This window comes from Bacillus sp. P14.5 (assembly GCF_003316765.1).
GTDB lineage: Bacteria > Bacillota > Bacilli > Bacillales > Bacillaceae_B > Rossellomorea.
In genome coordinates, this window is sequence record NZ_NIJF01000008.1 from 1 (window position 1) to 20,271 (window position 20,271).

19 protein-coding genes and 1 pseudogene are annotated in these 20,271 nt (G+C 44.2%); 5 read left to right on the plus strand and 15 right to left on the minus strand.

The window, feature by feature from the left end; translation table 11 throughout:
- Positions 1–634: 634 nt before the first annotated feature.
- From B9Z54_RS00270 to B9Z54_RS00290, 5 genes are all read right to left on the minus strand, one after another.
- Entirely contained in the window at positions 635–1,525 is an 891-nt protein-coding gene (locus B9Z54_RS00270) for a glycine betaine ABC transporter substrate-binding protein (RefSeq protein WP_113926552.1), read from the minus strand.
- An 18-nt stretch (positions 1,526–1,543) separates the two neighbouring features.
- Positions 1,544–2,374 (minus strand): ABC transporter permease, encoded by an 831-nt coding sequence (locus B9Z54_RS00275; RefSeq protein ID WP_113926553.1) that lies wholly within the window; start codon positions 2,372–2,374, stop codon positions 1,544–1,546.
- Positions 2,371–3,570 carry a quaternary amine ABC transporter ATP-binding protein gene (locus tag B9Z54_RS00280; RefSeq protein ID WP_113926554.1) on the minus strand — a complete coding sequence of 400 codons (1,200 nt, stop codon included), beginning with the start codon at positions 3,568–3,570 and terminating at the stop codon, positions 2,371–2,373. Before B9Z54_RS00280 ends, B9Z54_RS00275 begins: the two co-directional genes overlap by 4 nt.
- A 350-nt stretch (positions 3,571–3,920) precedes the next feature.
- Positions 3,921–4,130, minus strand: coding sequence for a hypothetical protein (locus B9Z54_RS00285; RefSeq protein ID WP_113926555.1), 210 nt, complete (start codon positions 4,128–4,130; stop codon positions 3,921–3,923).
- A 101-nt stretch (positions 4,131–4,231) separates the two neighbouring features.
- Entirely contained in the window at positions 4,232–5,107 is an 876-nt protein-coding gene (locus tag B9Z54_RS00290; protein ID WP_113926556.1) for an alpha/beta fold hydrolase, read from the minus strand.
- A gap of 280 nt (positions 5,108–5,387) precedes the next feature.
- On the opposite strand from B9Z54_RS00290, the gene B9Z54_RS00295 reads away from it, so the two are divergent.
- Positions 5,388–6,656, plus strand: coding sequence for an MFS transporter (locus tag B9Z54_RS00295; RefSeq protein WP_113926557.1), 1,269 nt, complete (start codon positions 5,388–5,390; stop codon positions 6,654–6,656).
- Between the two features lie 485 nt (positions 6,657–7,141).
- Here the strand turns inward: B9Z54_RS00295 and B9Z54_RS00300 are convergent, their stop codons facing one another.
- Both B9Z54_RS00300 and B9Z54_RS00305 read right to left on the minus strand, forming a co-directional pair.
- Positions 7,142–7,783: a FusB/FusC family EF-G-binding protein gene (locus tag B9Z54_RS00300; protein WP_113926558.1), complete on the minus strand. Its 642-nt coding sequence runs from the start codon at positions 7,781–7,783 to the stop codon at positions 7,142–7,144.
- A gap of 280 nt (positions 7,784–8,063) precedes the next feature.
- Entirely contained in the window at positions 8,064–8,327 is a 264-nt protein-coding gene (locus B9Z54_RS00305; RefSeq protein ID WP_113926559.1) for a CD3324 family protein, read from the minus strand.
- 389 nt (positions 8,328–8,716) lie between these two features.
- On the opposite strand from B9Z54_RS00305, the gene B9Z54_RS00310 reads away from it, so the two are divergent.
- Positions 8,717–9,427, plus strand: a complete 711-nt coding sequence (locus B9Z54_RS00310; RefSeq protein ID WP_113926560.1) for a Na-translocating system protein MpsC family protein — start codon at positions 8,717–8,719, stop codon at positions 9,425–9,427.
- 194 nt (positions 9,428–9,621) lie between these two features.
- Positions 9,622–9,909, plus strand: a complete 288-nt coding sequence (locus B9Z54_RS00315; protein WP_113926561.1) for a hypothetical protein — start codon at positions 9,622–9,624, stop codon at positions 9,907–9,909.
- 566 nt (positions 9,910–10,475) lie between these two features.
- Here the strand turns inward: B9Z54_RS00315 and B9Z54_RS00320 are convergent.
- Both B9Z54_RS00320 and B9Z54_RS24545 read right to left on the minus strand, forming a co-directional pair.
- A pseudogene (locus tag B9Z54_RS00320) lies at positions 10,476–10,904 on the minus strand (peroxiredoxin-like family protein); the annotation flags it as partial.
- 12 nt (positions 10,905–10,916) lie between these two features.
- Positions 10,917–11,078 (minus strand): hypothetical protein, encoded by a 162-nt coding sequence (locus B9Z54_RS24545; protein ID WP_162785026.1) that lies wholly within the window; start codon positions 11,076–11,078, stop codon positions 10,917–10,919.
- Between the two features lie 213 nt (positions 11,079–11,291).
- Between B9Z54_RS24545 and guaC the strand changes: the two genes are divergently transcribed.
- The gene (gene guaC / locus B9Z54_RS00325; RefSeq protein ID WP_113926563.1) at positions 11,292–12,275 is read left to right on the plus strand and encodes a GMP reductase; all 984 of its coding nucleotides are present in this window, start codon (positions 11,292–11,294) and stop codon (positions 12,273–12,275) included.
- Positions 12,276–12,423: 148 nt separating this feature from the next.
- On the opposite strand, the gene B9Z54_RS00330 is transcribed toward guaC, so the two are convergent.
- The gene (locus B9Z54_RS00330; RefSeq protein ID WP_113926564.1) at positions 12,424–13,572 is read right to left on the minus strand and encodes a cation:proton antiporter; all 1,149 of its coding nucleotides are present in this window, start codon (positions 13,570–13,572) and stop codon (positions 12,424–12,426) included.
- A 265-nt stretch (positions 13,573–13,837) separates the two neighbouring features.
- Positions 13,838–14,464 (minus strand): metal-dependent hydrolase, encoded by a 627-nt coding sequence (locus B9Z54_RS00335; protein ID WP_113926565.1) that lies wholly within the window; start codon positions 14,462–14,464, stop codon positions 13,838–13,840.
- A 143-nt stretch (positions 14,465–14,607) separates the two neighbouring features.
- On the opposite strand from B9Z54_RS00335, the gene B9Z54_RS00340 reads away from it, so the two are divergent.
- Complete coding sequence (locus B9Z54_RS00340; RefSeq protein ID WP_113926566.1) at positions 14,608–15,564, plus strand: D-2-hydroxyacid dehydrogenase; 957 nt, start codon at positions 14,608–14,610, stop codon at positions 15,562–15,564.
- A gap of 55 nt (positions 15,565–15,619) precedes the next feature.
- Here B9Z54_RS00340 and B9Z54_RS00345 read toward each other — a convergent pair whose 3' ends face one another.
- The 4 genes from B9Z54_RS00345 to glmS all read right to left on the minus strand — a co-directional run bounded on the left by B9Z54_RS00345 (position 15,620) and on the right by glmS (position 20,168).
- Positions 15,620–15,913 (minus strand): 4a-hydroxytetrahydrobiopterin dehydratase, encoded by a 294-nt coding sequence (locus B9Z54_RS00345; protein WP_113926567.1) that lies wholly within the window; start codon positions 15,911–15,913, stop codon positions 15,620–15,622.
- Between the two features lie 11 nt (positions 15,914–15,924).
- The gene (locus B9Z54_RS00350) at positions 15,925–17,667 is read right to left on the minus strand and encodes an aromatic amino acid hydroxylase (protein ID WP_113926577.1); all 1,743 of its coding nucleotides are present in this window, start codon (positions 17,665–17,667) and stop codon (positions 15,925–15,927) included.
- Between the two features lie 97 nt (positions 17,668–17,764).
- Entirely contained in the window at positions 17,765–17,998 is a 234-nt protein-coding gene (locus B9Z54_RS00355; RefSeq protein WP_162785027.1) for a hypothetical protein, read from the minus strand.
- A gap of 367 nt (positions 17,999–18,365) precedes the next feature.
- Positions 18,366–20,168 (minus strand): glutamine--fructose-6-phosphate transaminase (isomerizing), encoded by a 1,803-nt coding sequence (gene glmS / locus B9Z54_RS00360; protein WP_113926569.1) that lies wholly within the window; start codon positions 20,166–20,168, stop codon positions 18,366–18,368.
- Positions 20,169–20,271: the final 103 nt, after the last annotated feature.

The window sequence follows — 20,271 nt, forward strand, 5'->3', positions numbered from 1 at the left end:
GGTCTCTAGAAGCCTTCTTGATGCCTCTTAACTCTAATTTTGTGTTTCCTTGGGCCTCTAAGAAGCCCGCTTGAAGCCTCTTAACTCTAATTTTGTGTTTCCTTGGGCCTCTAAAAGCTCGCTTGAAGCCTCTTAACTCTAATTTTGAGTTTCCACGGGTCTCTAGAAGCCTTCTTGAGACCTCTTATCTTTAATTTTGTGTTTCCTTGGGTCTCTAGAAGCCTTCTTGATGCCTCTTAACTCTAATTTTGTGTTTTCAGTGGGTCTCTAGAACGCTCGGTTGAGGCCTCTTAAACTCTAATTTTGTGTTTCCTTGGGTCTCTAGAAGCCCGCTTGAAGCCTCTTAACTCTAATTTTTGTGTTTCCTTGGGTCTCTAGAAGCCCTCTTGAGAACTCTTAACTCTAATTTGACATTCCTTGGGTCTCTTGAAGCCCGCTTGAAGCCTCTTAACTCTAATTTTGTGTTTCCTTGGGTCTCTAGAAGCCTTCTTGATGCCTCTTAACTCTAATTTTGTGTTTCCTTGGGTCTCTAAAAGCTCGCTTGAGACCTCTCATCTTTATTTTAGAGAATCCACGGGTCTCTACAATGCCACTTGAGCCCCCTTAACTCCAACCCTCTTGAGACTTCTTACCTTTATTTCCCTTTCATTTCCTTCACTTGCTCCTGATGGTTATCGATCCATTCCTGCGCGACAGCTTCGGGGTCTTGTCCATCATCTATTTTGACGATCATTTCTTCAATGTCACCCACATCCATTTTCCATTTGCTGAGGAATTCGTAAGCTTCTGCCGCGTCATCTTTCAGTTCCTTATTGGTAATGACATGAACTTCAGAGGTTTGAAAAAATTCTTCAGGACCTTCCAGTACTTTTAAATCATGATTAACAAACATCGGATGAGGACGCCAGCCGAGGAACAATACCGGCTCTTCATTTTTCATCATTCTCTGAGCCTGAGCGAGCATTCCGCCTTCGCTTGATGCGACATACTCAAGATTCAGCCCAAGCTTCTCAATCATTTCTCTTGAAGTGACCGTCATCCCGGCACCTTCTTCAATTCCGTACATCTTTCCGCCGAACAGGTCTTCTTTTCCTTTAATATCTTCAACCGAGTCGATTCCCTCTACATAAGTGGGAATGACCCAGCCAAGTTCTCCCTCTTTGTAGCTGACAGCCGTATCTTCCACCTTATCGCCATACTTCTCCATATAATTAGCATGCATGACCGGCAGCCACGCATCCATGAACACATCCAAATCACCTCTTGCCAGCCCTGTGTATACCCCGCCGGCATCTGCTTTTGTTTCGTTGACCGTATATCCCATGTCTTCAAGAATAAGCTTCGCCACTTTGGTTGGAGGCACTGTACTCGTCCAAGGAGTCACGCCAAAATTGATTATGATCCCTTCATTATTGCCCCCATTTTGTTCCGCATTATCTTCTCCTTCATCATTAGCACCTGTACCGCAGGCGGTCAGCATGAAGACACCGGATATCAGGAGGAAACCTTTCATCCATTTTCTCAACGTCATACACTCCTGTCCTTATTTTTTCTGACCCAGGCCCTGTGTAATACGATCCAGAATAATAGCAAGTACAACAATTCCAAGACCACCGACTAACCCAAGACCGACGTTAACACTCGAGATACCAGCTAAAACAGTTGACCCAAGTCCAGGGGCCCCGATCATGGAAGCGATAACCGCCATCGAAAGTGCAAGCATGATCGTTTGGTTGATTCCCGCCATGATAGTGGGAACGGCAACGGGAAGCTGTACCTTTGTAAGCATCTGCCAGGAGGTCGATCCGAATGCTTTGGCTGCTTCTACCATGTCAGCCGGCACCTGTTTAATCGCCAGGCTTGTCATCCTTACCGCAGGAGGCGTAGCGAAGACGAAGGTGGAAATGACCGCAGGCACTTCACCCAAGCCAAAAAGCAGGATTGCCGGAATCAGGTACACGAAGCTTGGCAATGTCTGCATGAAATCGAGAATCGGACGGACCACTCTATCCAGTGATTCCGACTTTGCCGATAAAATCCCTAATGGCACTCCAAGCACAATCGAGAATAAAGTCGCCACCACCACGACTGCCAATGTCAGCATCGCATCTTCCCAGAGATTGACTGAACCTAGATAAAACACACCGATCAGAGTAAAAACCGCCACCCCTTTTCCCGCAAACTTCCAAGACAAGAGAATGAGTATGAGCGCCATGACTTCAGCAGGAATCCAAGTGAAAATATCCGCAACTCCATTAATAAAAAAGGATATGATGCCGCTGATCGCTTCGAAGAGTCCTCCAAGCACTGGTATCAGCCATTCGTATACAAAATCATTGGTCCATTCTTCAAGAGGCAATGTAAAATAATTCATTCTGCCGCCACCTCACTTTGTTCTTTTCCAAGTACCAAGCCTGATAAAATCGAGACCCTGACAATGATTCCGAGCAGCTTTTTGTCCTCTACCACAGCAATCGGATATCTGGATTCCGCTGCCACGCCGAGTAAATCGTTCAAAGGCGTATCAGGTGCCGTTGTAAAATAATCCTGCTCCAGCACATCTTCAACCCATATGTTTTCCTTGTAGGCCTGGATTGCCGACTCAATGGTTAAGATTCCTTTCAGGTTCTTCTCTTTGTCCACCACAAATATACTGGACAGACCTGCGTCTTCCATTTTTTTGACGGCCATCCGCGGTCCATCTTTCCATGTCGTAACGACATCCGGTTTTTTCATGACATTTCCGGCAACTAGAACCTTCGAACGATCGACATCTTCGACGAAGTTATAGACATATTCGTTTGCTGGATTTTCCAGGATGTCCTCCGCAGTTCCGATCTGCACAATCGACCCGTTTTTCATGATGGCTATCCGATCCCCAAGCTTGAGCGCTTCATCAAGGTCATGAGTGATGAAAAGAATCGTTTTCCCCAACTTGTTCTGCAGGCTCAGAAGTTCGTCCTGCATCTCCTTCCGGATAAGGGGATCCAGGGCGCTGAAAGCTTCATCCATTAGCAGGATATCCGAATCATTGGCCAGGGCCCGAGCCAGTCCCACCCTTTGCTGCATCCCGCCGCTGAGCTGGTCAGGATAGCTCTCTTCATACCCTTTTAAGCCAACATCATGAATGGACTTCAGGGCTTTTTTCGAACGCTCTTCCTTGGCGATCCCTTGAATTTCAAGACCGTATTCCACGTTTTCCTGAACCGTCCTATGAGGAAACAGCGCAAACTTCTGGAAGACCATTGCAAGCTTCTTTCTTCTTGTCAGCATGAGATCCGTTTTCGTCATTTCGGTAATATTGTGTCCGTCAATCATCACTTCTCCCGCTGTAGGCTCAATCAGCCTGTTCACCAGCCGGATCAACGTGGATTTGCCGCTTCCGGACAACCCCATGATGACAAAAAACTCACCCGCCTTCACTTGAAATGAGGCATTGTTTACCCCCACGGTCATGCCAGTCTCTTCAAGGATTTTCTCCTTTCCCTGACCCTCATTTAACCGCTTAAGCCCTTCTTTGGGACTAGAGCCGAAGATTTTTGTAAGATTGTTAACTTCTATCTTGTACATACGCATGTCTCCTTTTATATACTCTCTGACATTACTATTTGTCATTTTCTCCATTTCATACTTGGCGGGTGTAGATTTTAGAAGGGAGAGAGAGTTGGTTTTCAAGAATGCTTAAACCTCAAAAAGGGACTCTTGGGGTCTTACTTGATTGCTTTGAAGGCCACCTAAATCATTAAAAATGACTTTTAGGGTCCCTCATGAGCTCGACGAAAGACACCTAAACCATTAAAGATGACTCCTGGTGTCCCCCATGAGCTCCACGAAGACGAAGGACACGTGCAACTCAAAAAGTGACTCCTGGTATCTCTCACAAAAAATACTCAACAAAAAAAGGCCCTTTCAAGGCCCTTTCAGCGGTCATCTGTACTGTTCCACGTCTTGCCGTCTGTGGAATTTCTAACAGAATATTTTTCTGCTGTTGTCAGTTCTTCCGCTGTCACACCTGGCATGGCACCCAGCTCTGTATCGATGACATCATTCAGAATGGCCGGGTTGCCGGTTTCTCTCAAAACGGACTGAAGCTGTTCTTTCGCTCTATTTTGATGTTTACTCTTCGCCATTACCTGCATCCTCCTTAAGCTTTAGCTGGATTTTTTCTGCGGTCTTCTATCATCACAAAAAGACATTTCCTCTGTTTTTAGGCTGTCCTCAACTCTTCCAGCTATTCATTTGATAACGCCTTCCGTAAGATACGTTCCCAGCAAATCAGAAAAAAGAAATGACCTTCTTCCTTTATTTCCTCCAACTGAGAGCCTTGATATTTCTGCTGTAAATAGAGCGCGGTTTTTTTCGGCCACATTTTATCTCTGCCCCCAACCCAGATATAAACTGGGAAAGGCGTTTTCCAGACGCGGAGGCTAAAAGGGGCCAACATTGCCCTAAGCTCGGTGTACTGTGCCAAGCCTTTTGTTTGATAGGCTTCACGCAGCCCTTCAGCTGTCTGCTTTTTCAACTGTCCTTTGATGTCTTCCAGGTTTCCATCATCCCGCTGTCTGTTAACCAGCCTTAGCAGGGTTCTTGCTACCCGGCCAGTCCAGGTCTTATTGATGTGCCTCAAGTACCCTCTCGTAAAAGACGGAGATAATTTAAACGTTTTGTGGATGATTTTCCAGCGAGCGGGTAAATACTTGCGGCTTTCCTCGCTTTCCAGTGGAATCGCACTGCCTGCTAATGATAAAGAGGCCACTTTCCGGGGATAGAGATAGGAGAACACTTGTGAGAATAAAGCGCCATTCGACCAACCGAAGCAATGAGCCTGTTCAATGCCCAGGTAATCCAGCACCTCTTTCACATCTTCTACATGGTCATCCATTGAATAACCTTTCATGAAATCTGAGCCGCCATAGCCCGGCCGGTTTACCATCAGGATAAACATCCGGTTATCGTCCAGAAATTTTTTATCAAAAAAGATCGAAGAAGCAACAGATCCCCAGCCATGAAAATAAAGAAAAGGTATTCCTGAAGGGTCGCCAATCTTTTTATATGTGATTTTTCGTCCTGAAGAGTGTTTGATCACAAATCTTTCGCTGTCCAGCATATTGCCATTCGTCCTCTCATATCCTCATTTATGAATCTATTTCCCTGCCCCGCAGGCGGACAAACTGAGTGAACAGTAGATTAATTTCCTTAATATCTGAAAAATCATCCTACTTTAGAACTTAGGTATTAATACCTTCCTTCTCAATTGAGAAGGTAAATAGATATAACTGTTTTTACATTTTTATATTGTCAGGGGAGAAGCAAAAAAGTACAATCAATCAGTAAATTTGTTGCAGTTGCCATCATGAAAATTAACAGGAAAGAGGAGAGCTGCAAGCTTGAAATTAAATAATAATGAAAAACTCAGCATTTACAATGGAGTCGCTTCCACTGTATCGACAAATGCTGTGAATGGGTATATTCCGCTGTTTGCCATTGGTGTCCTGGGTGCGAGCAATACGCAAATGGGACTGATTACTTCGCTTCCTTCCATTATTGGGATGCTTGCCTTGATTCCAGGCGCCATGTGGCTGAACCGGGTAAAGAGCAAGAAGAAATTTGCTGTTGCTTCAACCTTGTCTACCAGGCTGTTATTCATGTTGATCTTGTTTGTTCCATTTCTATCCCCGCAATACGCGCCTTGGGCTCTTGTTGCACTGATCGCCCTATTGAACTTTCCGGGGGCACTGTCTGGACTATCCTGGCAATCGATGATCGGTGACCTGGTTCCAGAGGATAGAAGAGGAGGATTCTTTAGTTCCAGAAACAGATGGATGACCCTTACGGCCATGATTGTAACCTTCTCTACTGGATTGTTTTTAGAGCAATTCAATGCAGATAGTGTTTTTCCTTACCAAATCTTGTTTATCGTTGGTTTTGGGTTTGCGATAATGGAAGTATTTTACTTATTTAAACACAAAGAGGCCCCTGCAGAAAATACGGCTGCCGAAGAGGACGAGGCTGCCCAGAAGAAGAAATTTTCTCTGCATGTTTTCAAACACAAACCTTATCTTTCTTTCATTGTCTGTGCCCTCTTATTTAACTTTGGAGCACAAATGGGCTGGTCGATTTTCAGTATTTATCAAATCCGGGAAGCCCATGCCACCGCCCTTTGGTTCAGCATGTTTTCGGTGACGAATCAGCTTTCTCAGATTGTCAGTATTAAGTGGTGGGCAAAGTATGCGGATAAATACGGCAACACGATGCTGCTATTCGTCGCAGCGGCAGGCATGGCTACAGCTCCTGCCTTGATGATCGTTTCTACGAACTTATACTATATAACTTTCATTAATCTTTGGATCGGAATTTTCGTCGCAGGAACGAACCTGCTGCTGTTCAACCAGCTGCTGAGTTCTTCGCCGCAGAAACAGCTGACCACCTATATCGCAAACTATAACTTCCTGCTTGCGATCATTGGCTTTCTCGCCCCGCAATTCGGGGTCCTGCTCCTGAACCAATTCGGAATGCAGAGTGCGATGCTGCTCACCTCTACTGTCCGGATGATGGGAGCGCTGGCCTTCCTGTTCGTAGCATTGAGGATCCTTGCCCACGCCCGATCTCGCTCTGGTGACAGTCACAACCCGAAAAATGTCGAATTGGTTCCTTAAAGCTCAAAAGCGGAAGCGGCCTGTTCAGCTCCGACAGGCAATTGTTCCTCAGAGAAAAAAGGCGCCCTTCCCTTTTATTCTCTGAGGGTTATTTGACCCCGAGGGGATGGCCGCTGAAGCTGGACGGATCAAAAGCGGAAGCGCCTTGATCAGCTCCGACAGGCAAATGTTCCTAAGAGAAAAAATGCGCTCTTTCCTTTTATTCTCTTAGGGTTATTTGACCCCGAGGAGCTAGGCGCTGAAGCTGGACGGATCAAAAGCGGAAGCGGCCTGATCAGCCGGCAGGCAAATGTAATTTCCACTTTCACAACTAACGGATATTGACTGAAAAGGCTTAGAGGTTTTTACATCTCTAAGCCTTTTCACTGTGAAACGAATGTGATTTAGTCTTCGATTTATCGTTTTTGCCCCTCACTAACAAAAAGCACACCCGCCAGTGTACTTTTCATCCATCATTCGATTCGACATAAACCGGGGCGTGACTGTCACCGGTTACGAAGATGTTCTATGAATGCAAGCAGCTTTTCTTCGCTTTGCAGTTTGCGGTTGCAAATCTGGCTGTCCTGGCAGATATAGTTTCCACGGTTTTTGTAGGTTCCGTTGGCTGCCGCTCTTGATTCAGTCATGAACAACCCGGTATCTCCAATGGAGTTGCAGATTGCGCAGACTCCTTTTTGACTGTGATTTTTAAAGGTTCCTCTGATTCCGATTAGCTGGCCGTTGTCCTCTGTTACAATATACTTACGCTCCTGTCCAAGGTCATTCCAACCTAGATATGTGACTTCTCTAAGGTCCAGGTTCTCAAAATTGGGGAGTTTCAGCTTCTTTACTTTTGGGAACAGCTTTTGCAGCGTTTTTTCGGACAATTCCCTGAAAGGAATGACATAGGATTTAATCTTGGCCAGATAAACCTCCGCATCCTGCTTATCTTTAATGGAAACAATCGGATTGAGTAAATCGCGCTCTTCCTCTGAAGGAGAAGGCGTTACGCTCAAAACTTTTTCCAAAGTGACAGCTTTAAGTGCTTTAAGTACTCCGGGGTCATTAGCATTGAGATGGCCATTGACCAGTACTTTCGTTTGCGCTTTGATGAAGTTGAATTGATCATTTCTGATAAAAGGTTCCATCTAAATTACTCCTTTTAACTCTTCGTGTTCGTTACTCTTCTATTATAAATCCGCTTTCTCCAGGAGAATATACCGAGAATGGTCTGCAAAAGAAATCGCCTGAACAAAAGCGTAAGCGCCTTGATCAGCTCCGACAGGCAAATGTTCCTCGGAGAAAAAAAAGGTGCTCTTTCCTTTTATTCTCTGAGGGTTATTTGACCCCGAGGAGCTAGGCGCTGAAGCTGGACGGAACAAAAGCGAACAGCACCGCATCGTCAATAATGCCAGTGCTGATCTTCTATTATTTTGTATAAACAATCTTCTTAATGGTTTCCGGAGAAAGAAAATGATCCTCTGCCAGTCTGCCGATTCCGCATCCGTCTCTGAACGCTTCTTTTATCAGGGTATTCCGCTCTTCGATCATCTTCCTTCCTCCCGACCGTGAACCCCACTTTTGATAAGAAGATTTGGGTTTCGGGATATAAATGGTTTCTCCCTGCACGTATTTCTGAATTTCCTTAAGTAAGTCCTCAGGTAAAACATGTTTGGTTTTTGCTGCTTTCATTTCTGCCAGCCCCTTATTATTTTTATTTAAAAAGATAAATAAGGTGCAAAGCCTGGTCTTACCAGAAACGTGAAAGCATGGTTGGGCGATTGTTTAGCCATTGTTCACCCCATGCAAAGTATCGCCTTCCTGATACCAGGCTTTGCATGAGTCACTGCTGATTCTGACAATGAATGAGATCTTGTCATGTATTACCACCTCCTCATTGAGATTGTGTGTTAGTATATGTTTCTCATTATAAAAGATTTTTCGCTTTCCCGCATTTCAAAAAAGTATTAATCCTTTTCAACTGTCCATCCTAATTAGTATATAGGACAATTGAAAAGTTTCATTTCATTCCTAATGGGGAAAGAGAAAATAAAGGAATAATTTAAATGGAGAGGAAGAATATGGTAAAAACTAATCTAGAAAAAACCATTTCAAGTTATATCGGCCGCCTCCTGAGGGAACATTTTGGACGCGGACCTGGAAACGTCCTCTGCACCGTGACAGGCCCCTATGTGGTTACTCAGTTTTCTGACTTTCTGTCCCCTATGGAGCAATCCCTGATGGATAGTGACCAGACGGTTTATGTGGAAAAAACCAGGGACTTGATGATGGAGACATTAACGAAGGAAATTACATCTTTTATAGAGTTAAACACAGAGGGACGTGTGGCTGAATTTTACTATGATTGGAATCTGACAGATAAGACGGGAATGATGATTGCAATTCTATCTTCAGATGTCAAAGAACATTCCCTGCCCCAGATCAACAATTATAAGAACAGCGATGCACTTATACAGGATATCAACCAAATAACCACCGATGTACAAAAACCACCGGAGGAAACGTATTCCATCATGCAAAACCCCCGCACACTTCTCATAATCAGAAAGGGGATTTTCATCCTTTTGGAAAAGGAGCTGATCCGTCTCGGATATCACGAGACACTCCGTATAGCCAAGCGGAATTTAGAAAAAAGGATGTTATTTCAATATAAAGAGCGGTTTGAAAAACATCTGGGTGCTGAGCTCAAAGGTATCTTCGTGGACTGGGACTTCGACGGTGATAAAAGCTGCATCCTCTTACATCTTAATCCTTCCCAAAAATCCCTTTGATAAAGAGTACCTCTCATGGTATTATAGGTAAGAATAATCCACCTAATGAATAAATGAGTTTCTGATAGCAATGAATGGGCATGGAACCGGACATAAGTCAGAAGAGAGGGATCCCGCCTTCTTTTCTGACTTTTTTAATTTACATATATTGGAATTAAATAAATCTTTATGAAAAAGGATGAGAATAAACCAGCATGAACATCAATGAATTTTCTAGGAAAGAACAAGAAATCTTGACTTGCATAGATAAATATATTGAAAAGGCTCATCAGCAAAGCAACCAGCCTGTGACCATCAGAAAGAACGACATAGAGAATTATGTTGAATCTGAAGCAGAAAGGCTTTCCATTCCTTATGAGAAAAACTCTACTTCAGTGCAGACCTACTACATATTCTTTCTTGACCAGCAGAAGGTTCAAGTCGAGATTTTTTATCGATATCAGAGCTATTATACAAGGCACAGCATTACAAATGTCCACTAAAGAGAAGAGGCTGGGACAAAAGTAGAAAACTAATTGTTGCAAGTAGAAATCATCCAAAATAAAACCGCATGAGATCAAGGTTATATACTTGATCTCATGCGGTTCATTTTTGTTATTAGGCTCTTACCTTAAACATGTTATTTTTTAGATTAGGTTATCCGCCAGTTCCTGATCGTAGGCGGATTGGAGCGGAAGGTGTGCGACCTCCTGCGGGACTAGCGGGACAGGTGAGACCCCGGAGGCAAAGCCGAGGAGGCTCAGCGCCCGCCCCGCGGAGTCGTGCACCTGGAGCGGAAATCCTTTCTTTATACTCAGACACATTCTTTTGAAAAGAGCTTTTTATAAGGTTTTGTCCCAGCCTCTTCTTTTTATTTATGGCTGTTTTGGCATATATTGATGTTTTCGGAAAAATCCCAAGAGCCGGATTTTCCCCTGGATACTAATGTACTTCTCTCTAATCGGAGGGAGTAGCGCTTTTGGTTCTTACTTAACAGGATTTTCGGGGGAATTATAGCCTTACCTTGCGAAAACCTATATTAATAGCAAGAAAGTTTACGAAAAGTGCCTTATTTATTGAGCTGCTTCAAAAGTTCATTTACCGATGCATGGTCCTCCGGAGACTCATCGACGTGGCTCCAGATAACCTCCCCATTTTCATTAAAAATCCAAGAACCACCCTGGATATAAATATCCTGCGTATTAAGGGATTCCTGTACCACTTTCTTCTGCCCTTCATCCTCTGGTAAAAAGGCTTTCTTTCCGCCTTTCAAATAAGCTTTCCCTGCCTTCGCAAGGAGTTTCCACTTCGCCATTGATTTATGTCCCATACTCTTATACAAAGAACGATCGGGGTCTCCATATAAATCGAATGGATATGGACCGAATTCTTTCGTGAACCGCTCAAGAAGCGAACGGTTGGATGGTGTTATCGCAATAACCTGAGCCCCTTCGGCAGTCAATTTCTGATGATGCTCACGCAACTGCGCGAGGAAATCTCTGCAAACCGGTCAGCCTGGGTGCCTGACAAATACAACTAAGCTTTTCTTATCCTGTATGACTTCTTCAAAGCTGCGGTCTTCGTCAAAAGGTTTTTGAAGTATATTCGTCATTTCTTTCACCTTCTTTTCAGTAGATGGTACTATCATAACAATAATGAAGATAAAATCCATTTTAAATGTTTACACGCCTCCACTTTAGTCCCTTTCTGCGCTTCACCGCATGAAGAGGGACTGTCCCTCTTCGTGCGGTGAAGCAGAAAAGTTTACGAGCAGAGCCTTTTCCAAAAATTCTTTGACATCGTTTCAATAATGAGGTAAATTACATAATGTACGAACATTTATTGGTCAGTTCAAAAATAATATTCGTTTTTAGGAGTGTTAATCATGGAAAATGTTTTCGATTATGAAGATATTCAATTAATTCCTGCAAAATGTGTAGTAAACAGCCGCTCGGAATGTGATACAACTGTAACATTGGGCGGATATACTTTTAAATTGCCAGTGGTTCCTGCGAACATGCAGACAATAATAGATGAGAAGATTGCGATTTACTTAGCGGAAAATGGATACTTCTATATCATGCACCGCTTCAAGCCGGAAGAAAGACTGAATTTCATCAGGGATATGCACTCGCGCGAGCTTATCGCTTCTATCAGTGTCGGTGTTAAAGATGAGGAATACGGATTTGTTGAGCAGTTAGCCTCTGAGGGAATCACACCAGAGTTCATTACAATCGATATCGCCCATGGACATTCCAATGCTGTCATTCAAATGATCAAACACATCAAGAAACACCTTCCTGAAAGCTTTGTGATTGCCGGAAATGTCGGTACACCAGAAGCAGTAAGAGAATTGGAACATGCTGGTGCGGACGCTACAAAAGTGGGAATCGGACCAGGAAAGGTATGTATCACAAAAATCAAAACAGGCTTCGGCACAGGAGGCTGGCAGCTGGCAGCTCTCCGCTGGTGTGCAAAAGCAGCAAGCAAGCCCATCATAGCCGACGGCGGCATCCGCACACACGGTGACATTGCAAAGTCCGTCCGTTTCGGAGCTTCAATGGTCATGGTCGGTTCCCTCTTTGCAGGCCATGAGGAATCACCAGGTGAAACGGTTGAACGCGACGGAAAGTTTTATAAAGAATACTTCGGTTCTGCCTCAGAGTTCCAAAAAGGCGAAAAGAAAAACGTTGAAGGCAAGAAGATGTTCGTGGAGCATAAAGGCGCATTGATGGACACCCTTACAGAAATGGAGCAGGACCTTCAGTCTTCCATTTCCTATGCAGGCGGCACCACTCTTGATGCAATTCGCCACGTGGATTATGTAGTCGTGAAAAATTCGATCTTTAATGGAGATAAAGTTTATTGATTTAGAACAAAAGCGCAAACCCCCTGGACAGGTTCCCTGGCACTCATGCCGGACAGGGAGACAATAATTAAACCCATCAACAAAGATAGGGGAAAAAAGCGGGAATGGCAGTCATACGCCATTCCCGCTTTTTTATTGATTTATACTTCTAATCACTCTGTCTCCGAAAGACCCTGCCACCGACTATTTTCGAGGACAGCTGGCATAACAACATCCCGATAAGCGCGGCAATCAGGATATACACCCCGGCAAAGATTTGCAGCGCGCCGGATGCCAGACCCGCAATAATTACCGAGAACTCTCCTCTCGGCGCCAGCGTGAAGCCTGTTTCCAATGACTCCCGTTTATTCAATCCATACCACTGACCGCCTATGTAACCGACAATCAACTTATGGAATATCGACCAAGCCAGTATGGCAAAGAGAAGCCCAAAGGCCGGAACCTCACTGGTGAATTCAAGTGAAATTCCGAAATTCAAGAAGAAGAATGGCAGAAATAAGTTCCTGACAGGCAGTGCCACCTCATGAATTTTATCTTTGAAATTGGTGCCGGCAAACATCAATCCTGCAAGGAATGCGCCGATAACCTCTGATAAATCAAGCAGCAAGGCAAAGCCGCCATACGCCAAAGCGATTCCCAGGATATACACAAGCAGATAATCCTCATGCAGGAATTTTTCAATAAGGGTATAAGCTTTTTTCTGGATGAACCGGCTGATGGCAACCGCCACCCCAACAAGCAGTGCTACTTTCAAGAAGATCAGCAGGAAGTCCAGTATACCTAACCCTTCTCCTCCACTGAGGCCAATCAGGATGGTAATCAAGATTGGAGCCACCATATCTTCAAATATCAAAAGGGTAAGGACATACCCCGATTCTTTCCTGTCAAGCTTCTTATTGTGTTCAAGGAGCTTAAGAGTGATGGATGAACTTGTCGCATAAACCAGCCCCCCTATTAAAAGAGAATTAAAAAGCCCCTGTCCAAACAGGGCGCTGATACCTGCAGTTACACCCACACCCAGGATGAGATCTAAAATCCCGGGCTTCCATACCTTTTTGCCTTTTGCTGCAATTTCCTTCAGCGGGTACTTCATCCCAAGAAGGAAAAACAGCAGGATCAAACCAATCTCACCTGCGACCTCTATCGTCTTGACTTCTTCAAGCAGTCCGGCAAGTGAAATGCCTGCTCCAAGCAGAATATATATGACTATATCAGGTATGCGCAGTGCCTTAGTCCCGATATAGGCAGTAATAAAAAGAACCAAAAGAAATAAACCAAGAAATAACGGCAGATTCACTAATTGCACGCCCCTCATCCAAAACATTATTAAGTATTTTACTATACCCGAATTTCTTGAAATCTAAGCATAATTCGACGGGTACGATCAGGGATAGCCGCGTTTAAGTTAAGCCGTGCCGAGTGAGCCGAATTCTTGCCCTATCAGTCGCACGCCTGGAGCGGAAATCCAGTACTTGTAAAATAGCCACCATCCTTGCGAAAACAGCTTAACAAAAAGATAAAAAGAAGCTTTAACGGCAGCAGGCCATTAAGCTTCAGTTTTTTTAAATATCTTTTTTGGAAAAAGGCAGAAAGAGCTTCACGCCTCTCTTGTTAAAAGGCAGAAACTTCATATCAGCAATCAAGTGGCTGATATATCCACCAGCGCCGGCCAATAAAACCCCTTTCGTTGCGATACTGATTTGCAGGTAATGAAGAATGATAGCAAAGAATGCCACTCCCAAGAGAGAATGGGTATAACTCCGGTGTGAAACCAGCGAGGCTATGATGATATAAATGCCAAACAACCACAGCCAGTTCTCATCGAGAAATAGTCCTCCTGCCAATGCACCGGCACCCGCAACGGTCAATAAGTGCCGCTTCTTTATAAAAACAGACACCAGCATGATAGCGAGTCCAGCTGAAATTCCTTTCCACATCTCACTATCTGCTCCTGCCCACCAACTGTAAATGATGACCGCAATTCCTATCAACTGAGCAAGTGACATCAAAAATTTATGGGACGAAGTAAAAGTATTCCTCAGCTTGCCGTCCACATCCAAATCGGGGATCAAACCGGAGATTCCGCCTGCTCCTATTAATAAAAGTGTATCTGCAGGAGCGGCCTGTAAATACTGGGCAGCCAAAAGTCCCGCTCCTGCCCCAATGACCATATGAGCTGTTCCGTTCACAATTGTTTCCTCTTTTCTGTGGTAATCTTGATGATTTCCCCATTATAGGACAACCTGCCGTTTCCGTAAAACCTTTCTTTTCTATTTTTTGTGAAAACTTTGGTACTATTAAGAATATAAGGAATGAATGGAGGGACTCATTTATGAAAAAGCTAATTGTCGCTCAGGATCTTGAAAAGGGTCAGCTGGAACTAATTCAGCAGGCTGCGCCTCAGTGGGAAATAATCACAGGCAAGGAACCCGAACAGTGGGAAAATCATCTGGAAAGTGCTGAGATCATCGCAGGATGGAAGACTTCGATGAAAGAAGCAGCTCTTGAAAAAGAAACGGCTCTCCGCTGGATACAGACTTGGAGCGCAGGTGTCGACAATATGCCGTTAGACCAACTTGACACAAAAGATATCCTGCTTACAAGCGCGAACGGGGTTCATGCCTACCCCATTTCCGAAACCATCTTTGCCATGATGCTCGGCCTGACAAGAAAAATCCATACATATATCCGGAAGCAGGATCAGAAGGAATGGGCTCATTCCGGTCTCAAGCTTGAAATTCACGGAAAGACCATTGGTATCATAGGTGTTGGAGCTATCGGAAAAGAAACAGCTAAGATTGCCCAAGCTTTTGATATGAAGGTTCTTGGCGTCCGCCATTCCGGAAAAGGAAGCGAGCACGTGGACGAAATGTTCAGAACAGAACAGCTTCATGAAGTACTTCCCCGATGTGACTATGTCGTGAATACTGTCCCTCTGACGCCTGATACCTCCGGAATGTTCGGCAAAAGAGAATTCGAAGACATGAAAGATACCGCTTTTCTGATCAATATTGGGCGTGGCGAAACGGTAAAGGAAGCAGAATTGATCGAAGCCCTTCAGACCAAGAAAATTGCCGGAGCAGGACTCGATGTTTTTGAGACCGAACCTTTGAAAAAAGACAGCCCGCTTTGGGAGATGGAAAACGTCATCATCACTCCCCATACTGCCGGATCAACAGAGTTTTATAATAAGAGGGTGATCGAAGACATCTTCATCCCGAATTTAAAAGAATACATTTCCGGCAATCCGCCGCCTGTCAATTTAGTCGATTACAGGAAAGGTTATTAAAAACACATGTGAAAAGGGCCTATCTCAATCAGCTGATTGATAGGCCCTTTTCTGATTACTTCATATCTTGATAGAGTGCGTTACACTTTGAGGCGGCCTCTAAATCGAGTGTCGTTAACCCTCCTGCATTCCATGATGTCAGACTCAGCGTGACAATCTTGTATTGGATAGAGATGAATGGATGATGGTCCATTGCTTCAGCAATATCAGCAACTTTATTGACAAAGTCAATGCCGTCTGGGAATTCTTGAAATTTAAAACGGCGTTCGATCCATTTTTCATCTTTTACATTCCAACCTGCTATCTCCTGTAAGGAGGTCACCGCTTCTTCTTTGGTGATTACCTTCAAAAATATCCCTCCTAAGCAATGGCTGGAATGAGCGCCAGCCCGTTCTCTATTAATCTTGTTAATTCCGGACGGCGGGAAAGTTGTTCAAGCTCCATCTTCAGCCTCTCCGCCTCTGCATGCTGCGAGTCCTTCTGTATTAAAATTTCAATTATCTCCAGTCTTAAAAGCCATTCTTCTTGAAAATCGTCCCTTAATCTTTGGATAACCTCTTCAATATGGGTTACTTCAGCAGCTGACCAGCGTGAACCTTCTCTGATATTCCTTACCTCCTGGTATAGAAGATCAAGCTCTCCAAGTACAGGGAAATCAGCAGCAGCCGGTTCACTCTCCTCCCCCTCACCTGGAATAAATGAGGAATGATCAGCAGCTCCCGGGTAAGCCGACACGATCTCACTTCCAACAGGCATATCGAAAATTCCCCAGTCTGGATGAAATAATATTTCCTCTCCTGCCTTCACAGTGCAGCCGACGAATGATATCAGGATGGCTTTCCCATCTTTCATTACAAGATCTGAAACCTCACCCTGCAAGTGAATTCCGCTCATAAAAGGCAGTTCAACCCGCTTTCCAACTCTTATTCCCATTGCATCCAATTCCTCTTGGCTTAATGACTCAAGAGCAATTTCACCCCGGAGCTTTCCGACAGGAGCACTAAAACCATGATGATGAACATTTCTGGAATGGCCGGTTAATTCCTTGTTTTGAAAAGCCAATGCTGTTTCTCCATTCGTTCGTATAAAAATCGGGTCTTCTTCATGTTCTGTCCGCAGGTCACTGAATATCCCGGAAACCTGCAGCCCTGAGCTGTATTCTATAGTCGCCAGTTTCTCTGACTTGATGGCCTTTCGCACAGAGGATGCTCCTCCAGTCCTGAATGCCATAGTCTCAGAGAACACGTCGACAGCTTGAATCAACTCCTCAAAGCTCTGGCAGACAAAGAGCTGCTTTTGCATTGTCGTCACGTCGTATGGAGTCTTGATACATTGCTCCACACTGAAAGGCAGCTTTTTAACCTCATCAGAGAGACATGCCTTGCTCTCTCCGACAGATGAGAGGAGTCCGGCTCCATATACAAGCGGCTTTCCTATTTCCCCGATCAAACCGAATTCTACAGTCCACCAAAACAGGCGGGAAATCTGTTCTGCCTCTGAGTTCTCTTCGACCGCTGCCTGCTTTTCTTTCACTAACCTCTCCGCTTTCTCAATCTCTTCCTCTGTTGATTCTGCACTTTCCTTGATGATTGTCAGCTGCCTGACAGCTTCGAATGCCTCATGCTCCTCTTTAGTGGCGAATGCTTTGGCCCCTGCAGCACCTATCTTCTTAACAAACTCTGAGTACGTATCATCAAACAAAATCGGTGCGTGGCCTGCAGCTTCATGAAGGATATCCGGAGCGGGAGTGTATTCTATGTTTGAAATTTTGCGGATATCAGTGGCGATCGGCAATAACCCGTGGGCTTGCAGGTCAAAGAATGCTGTCCCCGGAATAAGTCCGTCCACAATGACAGCACCCCACCCGATTTTACCCAGTGCTTCATTCATTTGGCTCACTTTGGGAATCTTCTCTATTGCAATATCAGAACCCTTCAATCCTTTCACAAAAGCCGGATGTGCCCTGCCTTCTAAAAAAGCATGGTTTTGTCTCATGACATAGCGCCAAACCGCATGGTCAACGGGACTGTAAGCCTCGTAATTTTGAGTTGATACAAATTCCCTCAGATGAAGGGGAATTTCCCTTGCTAACGTTTCGTTCATCATAATACATCCTCTCCTGATTCTCTTTTTTATTTTTTTGCTCGGTAAGGCGCTGAAAATAAATTTGCCAAACCTATCAGGGAGGGGGAAGGGCTTTTTAGTATTGCGCTGGTTCTTCAAAGACAACAAAAAAAGCCCTTCTCCCCATAAGGGACGAAGAAGCTCCGCGGTACCACCCTTGTTGATGAGGCTTACTGCCCCATCCACTTATAATCACATCAGCTTTTGAATTGCGGTGTAATTCACGAAATGAGCTGCCCGGATTCACACCCTCCACCCGGTCTCTGATTGCTGCCGGCTCATTTGCTACTTCTTCCGCAAACTGATTCATATGAAATTCAAAATGACACTTCAACACTTTAGCGCTTTTATGCTTTTGTGCGTTTATGCTTTTATGCATTAAAGTAAATATACAGTTGAGCTTTCAACTTGTCAAGAATAAATTGAATAACTTTTGTGCTCCATATATTCTTTTATTACTCCTGATTATTTTGAATTCATGCTGTATTGGTCTTAGTTTAAGGCTCTTTTCGATACCTTTTGCTAAATTTAAAATGGATTCCCTAAACACATAATAGTTGACCGAAAATCTACTATTACTATTGGGGGATATTTAGTGAGTGTAGTTTTTAATAGAGTGTGTGAGGCATTAAAAAAAGTTCCCGGAGAAGTCTCCGGGAACTTTTTAAAGAAATATATTATTCAACAGTAACTGATTTCGCAAGGTTACGCGGCTTATCGACATCGCAGTCGCGGTGAAGCGCAGCGTAATAAGAAATCAATTGCAATGGTATTACAGAGATAAGAGGTGTTAATAATTCATTGACTTCCGGAATGACGAAACGATCGTCTTCCTCTTGAAGACCCTTCATTGAGATAATGCAAGGGTTGGCGCCGCGGGCAGCGACTTCTTTGACGTTTCCACGGATACCCAGGTTAACGGCTTCCTGTGTTGCAAGAGCGATAACTGGTGTTCCTTCTTCGATAAGCGCAATCGTTCCATGTTTCAGCTCACCGCCGGCAAATCCTTCAGCTTGGATGTAAGAAATCTCTTTCAGTTTAAGAGACCCTTCCAGACCTACATAGTAATCAAGGTGTCGGCCGATGAAGAACGCGTTGCGTGTCGTTGCCAGATAATCACGGGCAATGTCTTCGAATTCTTCTTTTTGTTCACAAAGTGCTTCCATTGCTGTTCCGACAATGCCAAGTTCATGAATCAAATCAAAATTCGGCTGGATACCGCGTGACTTAGCTGTAACATATGAAAGGATGGAAAGCACCGCAATCTGAGCTGTGTACGCTTTTGTAGACGCAACGGCGATTTCAGGTCCGGCATGAAGAAGCAGCGTGTAATCCGCTTCACGGGAAAGCGTAGAACCAGGAACGTTCGTAATCGTCAGTGACTTGTGGCCAAGTTCTTTCGTTTTTACAAGTACAGCACGGCTGTCCGCTGTCTCACCACTTTGAGAAATAAAAATGAATAATGGCTTCTGGGATAGAAGTGGCATATTGTAGCTGAATTCGCTTGCTACATGAACCTCTACTGGAATCTTTGCCATATTCTCAATGAACTGCTTACCGACCAATCCGGCATGATAGCTTGTTCCCGCCGCAATGATATAGATACGGTCAGAATCTTTCATTGCTGAAATGATTTCTTCATCGATCTCCAATTCTTGATTATCGTTACGGTAAGCACCGATGATTTTACGCATAACCGCAGGCTGCTCATCAATTTCCTTCAGCATGTAGTGAGGGTATGTGCCTTTTTCAATGTCGCTTGCATCCAATTCAGCTGTATATGGCTCACGGGAAACTTCTTCGCCTTCAAGATTTTGGATCGTTACTTTCTCTTTTGTAACGATAACCGTTTCTTTATCCATCAGTTCAACATATTGATCAGTTACCTGAAGCATTGCCATCGCATCACTCGCTACTACATTGAAGTCTTCTCCAAGGCCTACAAGCAATGGGCTTTTGTTCTTTGCCACAAAGATTGTTTCATCGTTTTGATTATCCAGAAGGGCAATTGCATAAGATCCTTTAAGAAGCTTCAGCGTTGTACGGAACGCTTCCTCTACAGTTCTGCCTTCGTTTACTAATTTTTCAATAAGCATAACGATGATCTCAGTGTCTGTATCACTTTTTAAAGTTACATCTTGCAAATACTCGCGCTTTAGAGCTGAATAGTTTTCAATTACCCCGTTGTGAACGATGGTGAAACGATCTGTTGTACCCTGATGAGGGTGAGCATTCAGTTTGCTTGGAGGACCATGCGTCGCCCAGCGCGTATGGCCGATACCTGTGTTGGATAACACATTTTCATCTACATTGTCGCGAAGGTCTGCAATGCGTCCCTTCTCTTTAAAGATATGGACTCCATCAACATTTTTAACGGCGATTCCTGCTGAATCGTAACCGCGGTATTCCAGCTTCTCAAGTCCTTTAAGAAGTATTTCTTTTGCATCCGTATTTCCAATATATCCTACGATACCACACATAATTAAATTTCCTCCCTGAATGATAAAAGGGCAGGAAGCACGGGGGCCTCTTGCCCCCTTATCTCTGTTTAAAATATTCTTTGGCATTTCCTTTCTTTTGTCC